The sequence below is a fragment of the Steroidobacter sp. genome (assembly GCF_016790065.1).
Taxonomy (GTDB): Bacteria; Pseudomonadota; Gammaproteobacteria; order Steroidobacterales; family Steroidobacteraceae; genus Steroidobacter.
On the sequence record NZ_JAEUPY010000367.1, the window covers coordinates 1 to 12,559 of the forward strand.

The 12,559-nt window shown below is 60.6% G+C and carries 10 protein-coding genes; 3 read left to right on the forward strand and 7 right to left on the reverse strand.

Annotation, left to right across the window (positions count from 1 at the left end):
• Positions 1-241 precede the first annotated feature (241 nt).
• The 4 genes from JNL55_RS15175 to JNL55_RS15190 form a co-directional block, all read right to left on the reverse strand.
• Positions 242-1,816: a M20/M25/M40 family metallo-hydrolase gene (locus tag JNL55_RS15175; RefSeq protein ID WP_293854946.1), complete on the reverse strand. Its 1,575-nt coding sequence runs from the start codon at positions 1,814-1,816 to the stop codon at positions 242-244.
• A 5-nt stretch (positions 1,817-1,821) separates the two neighbouring features.
• Positions 1,822-4,377, reverse strand: coding sequence for a TonB-dependent siderophore receptor (locus JNL55_RS15180; RefSeq protein ID WP_293854949.1), 2,556 nt, complete (start codon positions 4,375-4,377; stop codon positions 1,822-1,824).
• An 81-nt stretch (positions 4,378-4,458) separates the two neighbouring features.
• Positions 4,459-5,493, reverse strand: coding sequence for a FecR family protein (locus JNL55_RS15185; RefSeq protein WP_293854953.1), 1,035 nt, complete (start codon positions 5,491-5,493; stop codon positions 4,459-4,461).
• A gap of 4 nt (positions 5,494-5,497) precedes the next feature.
• The gene (locus tag JNL55_RS15190; RefSeq protein WP_293854958.1) at positions 5,498-6,061 is read right to left on the reverse strand and encodes an RNA polymerase sigma factor; all 564 of its coding nucleotides are present in this window, start codon (positions 6,059-6,061) and stop codon (positions 5,498-5,500) included.
• Between the two features lie 163 nt (positions 6,062-6,224).
• Between JNL55_RS15190 and JNL55_RS15195 the strand changes: the two genes are divergently transcribed.
• The gene (locus tag JNL55_RS15195; protein ID WP_293854961.1) at positions 6,225-7,925 is read left to right on the forward strand and encodes a tetratricopeptide repeat-containing sulfotransferase family protein; all 1,701 of its coding nucleotides are present in this window, start codon (positions 6,225-6,227) and stop codon (positions 7,923-7,925) included.
• On the opposite strand, the gene JNL55_RS15200 is transcribed toward JNL55_RS15195, so the two are convergent.
• On the reverse strand, positions 7,910-8,230 hold the full coding sequence (locus JNL55_RS15200; RefSeq protein WP_293854965.1) for a hypothetical protein: 321 nt from the start codon (positions 8,228-8,230) through the stop codon (positions 7,910-7,912). The two genes, JNL55_RS15195 and JNL55_RS15200, sit on opposite strands and share 16 nt — an antisense overlap.
• A gap of 207 nt (positions 8,231-8,437) precedes the next feature.
• Here JNL55_RS15200 and JNL55_RS15205 point away from each other — a divergent pair, with 207 nt between their 5' ends.
• Both JNL55_RS15205 and JNL55_RS15210 read left to right on the forward strand, forming a co-directional pair.
• Positions 8,438-10,534 (forward strand): catalase, encoded by a 2,097-nt coding sequence (locus JNL55_RS15205; protein WP_293854970.1) that lies wholly within the window; start codon positions 8,438-8,440, stop codon positions 10,532-10,534.
• A gap of 122 nt (positions 10,535-10,656) precedes the next feature.
• A complete protein-coding gene (locus JNL55_RS15210; RefSeq protein ID WP_293854974.1) occupies positions 10,657-10,986 on the forward strand; it encodes a PepSY domain-containing protein in 330 nt (109 codons plus the stop codon).
• Here the strand turns inward: JNL55_RS15210 and JNL55_RS15215 are convergent.
• Together JNL55_RS15215 and JNL55_RS15220 are read right to left on the reverse strand one after the other, a co-directional pair.
• A complete protein-coding gene (locus tag JNL55_RS15215; RefSeq protein ID WP_293854979.1) occupies positions 10,983-12,299 on the reverse strand; it encodes an ATP-binding protein in 1,317 nt (438 codons plus the stop codon). The genes JNL55_RS15210 and JNL55_RS15215 overlap by 4 nt on opposite strands.
• Positions 12,296-12,559, reverse strand: a 264-nt coding sequence (locus JNL55_RS15220) for a winged helix-turn-helix domain-containing protein (RefSeq protein WP_293854982.1), incomplete at its 5' end; no start/stop codon positions are given. The genes JNL55_RS15220 and JNL55_RS15215, both read right to left, overlap by 4 nt.

The window sequence follows — 12,559 nt, forward strand, 5'->3', positions numbered from 1 at the left end:
AACGATCCGGGCGCGATGACCTGCATGCGAGGACAGATATCGCAATCCGAGAAGCTATCTGTGGCAGCCGCCGACCCGGCGATGGCGGCCATACCAATCGCCATCGCCGGCAACAGCCAGGCACGAGGAGCAAACAACCAACCTGACATGAGTGCACCTGCCGTTACGTAGGAGGGCCAGTATTCAATGAATACACGCTGGCCATGAGGTGCGAAAGTGGGTGCAGCTGGTGTCCCTGGGATCACCGCGGCTCAGTCGGCACCGGCGTTCGGGGCAACTGGCGATCGCTATTGGCCGCTTGCAGAAGGACCGAAGCCAGCACGACAGCCGCCTGGCGTAAATCGTCGGGCTGCATATGATCGAAGCTGTCCAAGCTGGTGTGATGAATGCGATTGTTGTAGTCGAGCGGGTCCTGGATGAACATGAATGCCGGTAAGCCAATGGCTTGCATGTACAGGTGATCGGTGATGCCGGTGCGACTGACAACCACGTGCGCCGCGCCCATGCTGGCCAACGGCTCGAGCCATTCGCGTAGCAACGGCATCGCGGCGAGATTGCCTTCCGTATAGAGGCCTCTCAGCTTTCCCGAGCCATTATCGATGTTGAAATACGCTCGCAGCGCTTGATACCCAGGCTTGATCTGCAACGGCCAGCGCAGCGGCCATGAGTCGTACGCGGGCAGCGCTTCCAGCCGTGCATCTTTCAACGGTGCGCGCGTCGCCAGATATCGTTCGATGTAATCGAACGAACCGAGAGCTCCCTGCTCCTCGCCCGCCCAGAGCGCGAATCGAATGCCACGGCGCGGCCGTACCTTTAGCTTCGCCAGAATGCGGGCCGCCTCCAGCACGATGGCGCTGCCAGCGGCATTGTCTTGCGCGCCACTCGCTGCCACCCAACTGTCCAGATGCGCACCGGCCATGACGTAGCCTGCGTTTGTGTCACGCCCGGCGATGTCGGCGAGCACGTTGTACGCCTGCAAGTCATCGTCATGGAACTGTACGTCGCTGATGATTTCCAACGTCGGTGTCGCGTCGGTTTTCGCTAGCCGCGCCAGCAAGCGATAGTCTTCCGCTGCCAGTTCAACGCCGGGCAGCAATCGCTTATCGCCAGCTCGAAATCCCGTCCCTTCACCGTGCACCAACCCGCTGTCGCGATGAGACATCCGAACCCACGCGAGCGCGCCCTCCTCGACAAGAAACGAATCCAGCTGCGCCTCGAATAGCGCTTCGCTCAGCGCCTCTTCAAGATCCTCGGCGGACAACGCTGGTCGAGATTCGAATGTGTCGAGTTGCGACAACGCGCTTTCCGACAGCCGTCTGAACGGAACATCGGTCGGATCAGAAGCCAGCGTTGGCTGCGACACCAGCACGATGCGACCACGCAGCTTTCCTTTCCACGCCGCAAACTCACGCTGGTGAGACACGGGCGCAACGATAACGGCAGCGCTCAATGTCCCCGCCGTCGCAGGCGTCCATGCAACTGGGATGGCGCGCATCTGCATGACGCGCGGTGCCGTCATGCGCACGCTGGAATTCGCGATGGACCAACCGCGACCAAAGTCGAATCCCTCAGTGCGCACGTCCCGCAGCCCCCAACTGCGAAATTGCTCTTGAGTCCACCGTTCGGCCGCTCGCATCTGCGGCGAATTCGTCATGCGGCCGCCGATGCGATCGGTCAGGTACGCCGCAAGCTCCACGACCTGACCATGATTGAACCCTTCATCGATGATGCGAGCGAGTTCATCATCGGCTGCCGAGGCCGACCCGAGACACGATGCTGCCATCATCAGCAGCATCGCCAATAGCGACTTCGACATGGAGATCAGAATGCGTAGCGCACGCTAGCGCGAAACATTCTTGGCGGGTTCACATGAGTGCCGCGACTGAAGCTGGTGAAACTCGGCGAGTAGTACTTCTCGTCGAACAGGTTGGTTCCGATCAGCGCCACGGTCCAACGCCCCAGGTTGTAGAACACCCGCGCGTCGACTTCGGTGAACGATCCGAAATCGAAGGTGACCGGCCGACCTGCCTGCAGAGTAAGCCCATCGTCGAAGGTCTCGAGACCACGCTTATGCACGACGCCACCGGCGAAGCCGAGGCCACGAAGATCTCCCTGCAGCACTTCGTAACTGCCGAACACCGAAGCACCGAAGCGCGGCGCATTCGGCGGTTGCAGACCTTTGAACTCGCCTTCCGAGAACTCCGCATCGAGATAGGCAAGCGAAGTGAAGATATTGAATGCCGGCGTCACGCGCCCTTGCGCACCGAGCTCAACACCACGACCACGCTGCGTGCCCAACGCCACTGAGAACAGCGGATGCAACGGATCCGACTGCGCGATGTTGGTCCGCTCCATGTCGAAGATGGCCATGGTGACCGCCACTTTCGAAGACAGGTCAGCCTTCAATCCCAGTTCGTAGCTCTCACCCTCTTCCGGCGCGATGAGTTTGCCCGGTGAGTCGTCGTCCACATAGACCCGATTGGTCTTGGGCTCGAAGGTCTGACCGTAACTCACGTACGCGTTCAAGCTGGGCGTGATCTCGTAGGTCGCTCCGGCCTGGACTGTGAACTTCTGGAAGCTCAGATCCGAGTCGGTGACGAACGGCTGCGCATCGACGACACTCATCACATCGCCGCCCCGAGAGCGTTCCAGCAAGGTACTGCGAGATTCGCGACCCCCCAGCAGAATGCTCAGCCGGTCCACCGGATGCAGCACGAATTGCACCGTCGCCCCGTAAAGCTCAGTCTCGTTGCGCTCGTCATAAATGCCGGGGTAATCCGCCATCGCGATCTCGCTCACCGCGCTGTAGTTCGGATCGAACACATTGAAGACAGACTGGCCGTAGCCGGAGAACGTCGGCGCATACCCCAGCCGCCGATTCTCTTTGATATGACTGTAGTCGGCGCCGACGAACACCGTGTGCTCGCGGCCAAAGAGTTCAACCGTGCCGAACAGATTCACTTCGCTACCGTACAAGGTGCTGTCGTTGTCGTAGCCGTACCCGTAGCCGAAGTAGGCGAAGCCCTCGTCATCGAACGGACCGTTCACAGCGAACGCATTGGAGTCATAGTCGACGCGGTTGTACTGCGCATGCGCGCGGACCGTCCAGCGATTGGACAGTTCGCGCTCGGCCTGTAGTTGCAGAAAGTTGGCCTCGATGTCGGCTTCGTTCCAGGGCATGCCGTAGAAACGCGATCTCGGCACATCGGGGATTTTCAGCCCTTCGCTGAGCACCCGAGCCAGAATGTCGTCGCCATCGTTCTCGCCCGGGCCGTCGCCGGCGAGTTGTAATGCTGGCGCGAAGTGCAGGCCGATGTCGCTTTCCTGATGGGTCGCCCGTAACACGATCTTAGTTGCGTCGTCCGGCACAAACTTGAGCACGCCCGAGATCAGCCGCACATCGTTGTGACCGTAGTCCAGAAACGAATCCGCATTCTCGTAAGCACCGATGGCACGATACGACCATCGGTCGCTCGATCCGATCGGCCCGGTCACATCGGCGTCGACTCGATACTGGTCGAACTGTCCGCCGCTCAGCTTCAGTTCGGTCGCCGCTTTGTTTTGCGGCATCTTGGAGACTGCGTTGAGCGTACCCGCTACCGAGGTCTGTCCGTAGAGCGTGGACGTCGCGCCTTTGATCACCTCGACGCGATCGAAGGTCGCCAGATCCAGGTCGAGATTGCCCGGCATCCGAAACCCATCGACTCGCACCGCGTTGTCGCCCTGCTGAACGAAGCCGCGGTAATAGTTGCGAGGAAAGCCGTCGATGGCGTGCGCGGTGCCGCCAGATGCATCGACTTTATAAACGTCGCCGAAAGTCTGCATGCCAGACAGATCGATGAGGTCAGCGGTGACCACCACTACCGTCTGCGGTGTGTCCTTCAAGGACAAGCCCATCTTCGTCGCGCCGAAAGCGTCGTTCTGAGTGAGCAGCACTTTGCTGGTCACGATGACTTCTTCGAGCCGTGGCTGATCGCGATCGGCTGCGGCGGCTGTGTCACCGTTGTTCGCTGGTCCATCTGCGTAAGACACCCGCTTTGGTACCACGTCGCTCTTGCGTGACACGACCACGACATCTTTCCTGGAGAAGTGATAGTCGAGACCGGTGCCATCGAGCATCTGGCGTAGCCCCTCCTCCACGTCCAGCGTACCTTCGATCCCGTTGGTCTTGACGCCCTTGATGACGTCTTGCTGGTAGACGAGTTGCACGCCGACCTTCTTGGCAAACTCTCGCAAGGCCGCGCTCGCATCCTGCGCAGGGATGCTGACACTGACGCTTCGCGTCTGCGCAATTACCGGAGCCGCGGTTACAGCGAGAGCACCGATCGCGGAACAGGCGAGAATTCGCCGTACGGTTTGTTTGATGCCAGAGGTCATTTCGATTCCACCCTGTGGCCCGTGATTCGGGCTTTTCTGGCAGGTAAGACGGCCGCCAGGGAGAAACTACCTAGCCGTGCGCTAGTTGGCCGATTTAATGAGCGTCAGATAGGGCGTGATGTTGATGACTTCGACAGGCAGCATCTGATCGAGCGCCGTGGTGAGCGCATCGACATCGCCCGCCTTGAACACGCCGCCGACCTGCTGCTGCTTCACTCGGTCGTCCATGAGCACGATGCGGCGCCGGGTGTAACGACCGAACTCCTCGACCACATGATCGAGCCGGTCGCCATTGAACTCCAACAACCCTTCGCGCCAGGCGAGCGTCGCATCGGACGCCGTCGCCGGCTCGGCGGCAGTGCCATGAGCCGTCGCCTTCAACGTCTCGCCGGGAGTCAACCGCAGCGGCGGAGTCGAAGTCACATTGCCTTTCATCACAGCCGACGGCGACTCGTTGCGACCCGCGACTTCGACGATGCCTTCGGTCACGATGACGGTGAAGTCGTCATCCTGGCGTCGAATACCGAACGCGGTACCCACAGCACGAACTTCACGCTCGCCCACTCGAACCCGAAAAGGTCGCGTCTTGTCGTGGGCAACTTCAAAGAATGCCTCGCCACGCTCGAGCCAGAGTTCGCGTGCCTCCGAAACGAAGTGGGTACGTACGCGGCTGTTGGTATTCAGTGTGAGAATCGAGCCATCGGCGAGTGTGAAGCTGCGATGCTCGCCGACCGAGGTTGCGTAGAGATCGCCCGGCGCCCGAGGCAACAAAACCGCTACCAGCACTGCCACTAACAGCATTGCCGCCATCGACATGAACACGCGCCGTCGGTTTCTGATACCGACGCGCGAAGTCCGCGGCTGATCGACCAATGACGCTGCCTGCATCAAGTGTTGTTTGGCGTCATCGGGCAGAGCTTGCAACGAATCGTACTGCCCCCAATTCCGAGCCAGACCATCGATGGCCACGCGACGCCGCTCGTCGCCCGCCAGCCAACTCTCGTAGGCCGATCGGTCCGACGCGGACAGCTCGCCGGAGTCCAGGCGTGCCAACCACATAGCCGCTTCATCATCGAGAGCCGCCGGCACCAACGACAAATCCTGGTGATTTTGCATCGTGCTACTCCGTTGGCTTGCAGTCGCGCATGGCACGTGCAATGTGATTTTCAACGGTGCGTACGGAGATGCCCAAGCGCGTAGCGATTTCTCGATGCGACAGGCCGTGCAGCTTACGTAACAAAAAGACCTTGCCGCACTGAGGGGGCAGTCGCTCGATGACGCTCAGCACCCGCTCCAGCTCCTCGCGAATCTCGAGCGAACGGTCACTGGCAGGCGCCACGAGCAGCGCGCTCTCCTGCCCGGCCAGCTCGGTACGCAGGCGGCGAACGGAGCGTTGCCGGAGGCTGTCGATCGCGACGTGTCGAGCGGTCTGGAACAGATAAGCCTGGGGCGAATTGACTTCCGTCTCCTGCCGGCTCACCCACACATGCAGGAAAGTTTCCTGCATCAGGTCATCCACTTCGTCCGGCGAGCGCACGATGCCGGCAATGAATTTCTTGAGCCGCAGCCGGTGCTGATTGAACAGGCTGGCCCACCCCGACCGCCCCGGTCCATCCGGCTGGGCCGCCGGCGACTCGCTGGCGGCCGCCGGGAAAAACGGAGCGTTGGCCGGGGTTCGGTTCATGCGGAGCTGAGTGTAGCGCGGCAATTGAGGCTCAGGCGAGGCTCAGAAATGACACGTGCAATGAGACGGATGGGCCAACGCGACTACCTAGTCCCAAGCCTCCCCCAGCAGAAATTTATTTGGTGCCGGCCTCTTCAGGACTTGTGGTAGCGTCGCTCGCACCATGCCCCAGCAGCCGCTTCCCCTGTCGCGCGCCGATGCCGATCGTCTGGTGGAAGAGGCACTACGCCAGCAGCACCAGGCCGGCAATCTGGCCGGCGCCTACCAGACCTATTCCAGCGTGCTCAGGGTGTACCCGGACCACGCACCGGCAACTCACTACCTCGGACTGGTCGCACAACAAAGCGGGGATACACCGACTGCCATTGCCCTGCTGAAACGCGCCCTGCGACTCAACCCGCTGGATGCAACCGCTCATAACCATCTCGGGCAGCTCTTCATGATGCTCAAGCGGGTGCCCGAAGCTCTTCAGCACTTCGAAGCGGCCGTGAGCGCCGCCCCGACCCATGTGGACTCGCTCAACAGCCTGGCCAATGCATTGAAGACCACCGGCGATTTGCGTCGGGCCACTACGTTGTATCGGCAGGCGCTGGCACAGAACCCAGCGTCGCCGCACGCCAGTTACAACCTTGCGAATGTGCTGAAAGATCAGCAGTTGTTCGATGAAGCCCAGCTTTGGTACGAACGCGCACTGGCCGCGACACCGGATCATCTCCCGGCCCATCACAACTTGGCACTGCTGCTCGAACAGAAAGGCCAGTTCTCCGAAGCCGCCGCGCACTATCGTCGAGTCCTGCAGCTCAATCCGAATCATGCGAAGGCACTCGCGAATCTATTGGCGATTCGCTCGCTAGATCCCGACGCTGAGGTATTGGCACGTGCACAGACACTGGCACGAGACGCCAGCGTTGGGGACCAGGACCGCATCGTTTTACATCACGGCCTCGGCAAGTACTTCGATCACCGCCAGGAATACGACATCGCGTTCGGTCATTTCGACGCCGCCAATTCACTGCAGCGACAGAAGCGGCGCGCCTTCGACATCGCCGAAACCATCGCTTACGTCGACGAGCTCATCGAGACCTTCTCGGCAGATTACTTTGCAGCGACGGCAGGTGGCGGCGATCCCTCGCAGCGACCGATATTCATCGTAGGAATGCCGCGCTCGGGTACGACGCTCACTGAACAGATTCTTGCCGCGCATCCGGACGTGTTCGCAGCGGGCGAACTGCAGGGCATCCCCGCCATTGCGAGAACCCTGCATCCGAACTATCCGGCGGCAGTAGCAACACTGCCCGCCTCAGCGCGAACCGATCTTGCCCGCACGTATCTAGCCAAACTCGAGGAACTGGCACCGGCCGGCGCACGACGAGTCACCGACAAACTTCCCGTCAACTTCATGCAGCTTGGCTTGATCGCGACGCTGTTTCCGAACGCGCGTGTCGTTCACTGCCGTCGCAATCCGCTCGACGTGGGGCTGTCGTGTTACATGGAACTGTTTCAGATGCGACAGGACTTCACTGCGGACCTGGAGCACTTCGGCCAATACTTCCTGCAGTACGAGCGGCTCATGGCGCACTGGCGGCGCGTGTTGCCGTTGCCGATGATCGAGCAGACTTATGAGGAATTGGTCGTCTCGCCGGAATCCCACATCCGTGCCCTCGTCGCCCATTGCGGCCTGGAATGGAATGCCGCGTGCTTGGACTTCCATCAAGCCGAGCGTGCAGTGCTCACCCCGAGCCGTTGGCAGGTTCGCCAGCCGATGTATCGCAGCGCCGCCGGTAAATGGCGCCGCTACGAAAAACATCTAGCGCCGCTGATTCGCACGCTGACACAGGCATCTCCACTTCACGCCATCCAGTGACGCGGTGACTGGGTCGATGAGCCCGCCGTGACCTGCCCCGAATGATGCAAGTACGCCTGGACGCCCGAGTGAGCGGCTGGCCCAGCGCGCAGCTCGAAGACCGGGTCTGAAGATTCGATATCCAGAGCTTCATCGGTAGCAGCTTCATCGACGGATGCGTCGACTGGCGAGCTCAGTTCTACGTTCTGCTCTACCTTCCGCTCTGCTTTCTGCGCCACCGCCTGTATCACCGTCGGAATGACGGTCAGCGCCCTGCCGCTGGGTGCGGGCAACAACGGAAGCGCCAGTAAGGACGATTGGACCATAGAGAAACATTTGCTGACGGAACGGACTCAATGGCAACGCCCCTCCACCAGGCGAGTTCCGAGAGTAAATAATGCCTTAGCTGCTCTCGCGTCAGACGATTCGCACCACCCTTCATTGCGCGCTCGCCAGGAACTGGCTGCCGCGAACTGACGTTAAGACAGTCTCGCGCCCGCCCTCCTATCGTCTTGTCCCGCAGGAACTTGTTCATGGCCAAACAGAAAGATTTCACGACGCTGGTCGGCGATGGCGGCGAGACCCATCAACAGATCCCGAAAAAGGACACGCATGATGCCGATGGTCATCTCACCACCGACCAGGGCATTCGCATCGCCGACAACCAGAACAGCCTGCGCTCCGGCGCTCGCGGCCCGACGCTGCTGGAAGATTTTGTCTTACGCGAGAAGATCTTTCATTTCGACCATGAGCGCATCCCAGAACGCATCGTCCACGCCCGCGGTAGCGCCGCGCACGGCTATTTCGAGACCTACGAGTCGCTGGCCGACTTGACCCGGGCCCATTTGCTTCAAAAGCCGAAGCAAAAGACGCCCGTGTTCGTTCGTTTCTCTACGGTCGCTGGCGGCGCAGGCTCCGTCGATACGCCGCGAGACGTGCGCGGCTTTGCGGTCAAGTTCTACACACAAGAAGGCAATTGGGACCTGGTGGGAAACAACATCCCGGTGTTCTTTATTCAGGACGCCATCAAATTCCCCGACCTGATCCATGCCGTGAAAATGGAGTCCGATCGCGCGTTCCCGCAAGCCGGCAGCGCACACGACACTTTCTGGGACTTTGCTTCACTGATGCCCGAGAGCACCCACATGCTGATGTGGGCCATGTCCGATCGCACCCTGCCGCGTTCGTTACGAATGATGCAGGGCTTCGGCATCCATACCTTTCAGTTCATCAACGCCGAAGGCAACACCAGCTTCGTCAAGTTTCATTGGCGACCGCTGTTGGGTGTGCAGTCGACGCTCTGGGACGAAGCAATCAAGCTGCAAGCGGCCGACAACGACTTCCACCGGCGCGATCTATGGGAAGCCATCGACCGCAACGACTACCCGTCGTGGGAATTGGGCATTCAGGTGTTCGATCAGAAGTTCGCTGACCGCTTGCCGTACGACGTGCTCGATCCGACCAAGCTCATTCCGGAAGAACTATTGCCGCTACGTCCGGTCGGCAAGCTGGTGCTGGATCGCAATCCCGACAACTTCTTCGCCGAAACCGAACAGGTGGCCTATTGCCCGGCCAACATCGTGCCCGGTATCGACTTCAGCAATGACCCGCTGCTGCAAGGCCGGCTGTTCAGTTATCTGGATACTCAAAAATCCCGGCTCGGCACCGCCAACTTCCATCAGCTACCCATCAATGCACCGAAGTGCCCGGTGATGAACTTTCAGCGTGACGGCCAGATGCAAATGTCGGTGCCCAAGGGCCGAGCGAATTACGAACCGAACAGCTTGGCAGATCACGGCGAGGCCGGCGGCCCCCGTGAATGCCCGGTAACGGGATTTGCGACCGTACGCGGTCGAGACGCTGGCGGCGAACAGGGAGACAAGTTGCGAGTGCGCGCGGAGCTGTTCGCTGACCATTACAGTCAGGCGCGGCTGTTTTGGCGTTCTCTTACTGAGAATGAGCAGGCGCACGTTGCTTCCTCTTTCGTGCTCGAGCTATCCAAAGTCAAGCTTGAGCAAATTCCAGCTCGCATGATCGCGAACTTGCGCAATGTGGATGAGAGCTTGGCGAAACGGGTTGCCACCGGCCTGGGCGTCGAATTGCCGAAAAAATCCAAGGCAGCTCGAGAGCCCGTCGATCTCGAGCCGAGTGCCGCACTGTCCATTCAACAGAGTTTTCAACCCACCTTGGCCGGACGCAGCGTCGGCTTGCTGTTCACGGAGGGTTCGGATGGCGCCCTCATCCGCAGTACTGCCAAGGCAGTGAAGGATGCCGGTGGCCAGCCCGTGCTCATTGCACCCAAAGTCCATGGCGTAATGTTGAACGACGGATCAAGCCTCGATGCCGATGGTCAGCTCGCCGGTACGCCATCACAAACAGTCGATGCCGTCGCAGTCATCGTTTCCGAAGAGGGCTGTCGCGCGCTGCTCAAGGATGCGGCGGCTGTGCAGTTCGTCATGGACGCGTTTGGACACTTGAAAGCCATCGGCACGAGCGAAGCCGCCCAGCCGCTGTTGGACAAGGCCGGCGTGGTGCCCGATGAAGGCATCACCAGCCTCGATAAAGCCTTCATTGCGGCAGCAGGTCGGCGTTACTGGGCCCGTGAGCCCAGTGTTCGCCAACTTGCCTAGTCGGCGGCCGCGACTGATTTTTCGACGCTCGCCGTCTAACGCTAATGGCCCCCTGAAAGCACTGGAATCGCCGACAAATATCGTCAGATTGCTATCAGCGGGCCGCTGGCAGAATCGCAGTCATGGCTCGCCACTGCTTTTCATCGTCAGCGCTCATTGCAGTCGTCCTGTCGTTGCTGCTGGCCGATCCCAGCCTCGCAGACGATCGTAGCGAGCGCGAACAAGTTCGCGACGCACTACGGCGAGGCGCCATCCTGCCGCTGTCCGGCATCCTGGCCATCGTCGCCAAACACACCCCGGGAAACGTCATCAAGACCGAGCTGGAGAGCGACGACAACGGCACGTTGATCTACGCCATCAAGGTACTCGGCACCGATGGCCGGGTGCGGAAGCTGAAGCTCGATGCTCACAGCGGCCGGATCCTGCGTACCAAGACCGAGGATTCGGACTAACCGCCAGCCTTCGCAAACATCACCTGAATGCACAAGCCGCCGAGCGAGGCCGAGGTTTGTAGCTGGATCGCGGCCTGATGACGATCGGCAATGTTCTTGACGATGGCCAGGCCCAAACCGCTGCCCAGCGCACCGGTGCCCGGGCGCCGGTAAAAGCGATCGAAGATGCGTTGGTATTCTTCGGCGGGCACACCGGGGCCGGAATCTTCGACCACGACTCGGCACTGAGCGGAGTCAGCGACGATGTTGACTCGCACTCGGCCGCCGGTAGGCGTGTACTTGAGCGCATTTTCTAACAAGTTCGACAGCAATACCGCCAGCGCATCTGAGATCCCAGTGACCATTGCCGGCGCGGGAGCGTGCAGTTCCAGCGTCATACCGCGTAACTCGGCCACCGAGCTTTGTATCTGGATCACGTGTCGCGCCAGCTCAGTCAAGTCGACCAGCTCGGTCGCCGGCTGCTCCAGGTCTGGATCCTGCCGTGCAAGCGCCAGCAACTGTCGCGCGACATGCACCGTCCGGTTCAAACCGGCGCGCAACGCGACCAATGTTTCATGCCGCCGATCTTCATCGACGGCACGGGACAGCAACTGTGCTTGCAACTGCAGCGCTGTGATAGGTGTGAGTAGCTCGTGCGCCGCGTCGGCCACGAACGTCTTTTGCGAGCTGATGACTCGATTCAGGCGCGCCATGAGGTCATTGAGAGAATTCACCAACGGCGTGACCTCTACCGGTAACTGCCGTGGATCGATCGGTGTCAGGTCCAAATGCGAGCGCCGCCCGACATCCTGAGCCATCCGCTGCAGGGCCCGCATGCCCGCTCCTACCGTGAGATAAATCAACAAAGCCGCGACCGGAAACAACACCGCGAACAGCTGCAAGGCATCCAATGCAGACTGGCGTGCGATGGCATCTCGAACATAGAGCGGCTGAGCCACCTGCACCAGATGGCCGGCGGCTTGCAATGAAAACAGACGCCAGCGCTCCGCCCCCAACTGCAGCTCGAAAAAGCCACGTTGCGGTTGGCGTGACAGGCCGGTTTGCGGCCGCGATTGCAGCAACAACCTGCCGTCGCTGCCCCAAACCTGAATCACCAAGTCCGCTTCGGGATTGTCATCGGGTTCATCACCCACCACAGGGATGGCTTGCAGCGGTTGCGCGGCGAAAGCGTACGCGGTGTGTTCGAGCTGATGATCGAACAGCTCAGCCACTTCATCGCGAACGATGAAAAAAATCAGCGCCGCCCCAGCCAGCAACACCAACAGCATGCCCCCCAACAGCCCCACCAGCAGTTGGGTGCGAATCGATCTCACAGGGTTTCCGGCACGCTGTAACCCACACCCCGCACGTTGCGGATGAAATCGGCGCCGAGCTTGCGCCGCAGCTGATGAATATAGACTTCGATGGTGTTACTGCCTATCTCTTCGCCCCAGCCATAGAGCTTGTCCTCCAGCTGGCCCCGTGAGAACACGACACCGGGTCGCGACAGCAGAATCTCGACCAGAGCGAACTCGCGCGCGGACAGCGTCACCGGCTCACCTCGAAACTTTGCTTCGCGACGCGCCGGGTCCAG

Coding starts and splice junctions, on each gene's coding strand:
- JNL55_RS15205 (WP_293854970.1), top strand. CDS start 8,438: ATGGCCAAACAGAAAGATTTCACGACGCTGGTCGGCGATGGCGGCGAG.
- JNL55_RS15210 (WP_293854974.1), top strand. CDS start 10,657: ATGGCTCGCCACTGCTTTTCATCGTCAGCGCTCATTGCAGTCGTCCTG.
- JNL55_RS15185 (WP_293854953.1), bottom strand. CDS start 5,493: ATGCAAAATCACCAGGATTTGTCGTTGGTGCCGGCGGCTCTCGATGAT.
- JNL55_RS15190 (WP_293854958.1), bottom strand. CDS start 6,061: ATGAACCGAACCCCGGCCAACGCTCCGTTTTTCCCGGCGGCCGCCAGC.
- JNL55_RS15195 (WP_293854961.1), top strand. CDS start 6,225: ATGCCCCAGCAGCCGCTTCCCCTGTCGCGCGCCGATGCCGATCGTCTG.
- JNL55_RS15200 (WP_293854965.1), bottom strand. CDS start 8,230: ATGGTCCAATCGTCCTTACTGGCGCTTCCGTTGTTGCCCGCACCCAGC.
- JNL55_RS15175 (WP_293854946.1), bottom strand. CDS start 1,816: ATGTCGAAGTCGCTATTGGCGATGCTGCTGATGATGGCAGCATCGTGT.
- JNL55_RS15180 (WP_293854949.1), bottom strand. CDS start 4,377: ATGACCTCTGGCATCAAACAAACCGTACGGCGAATTCTCGCCTGTTCC.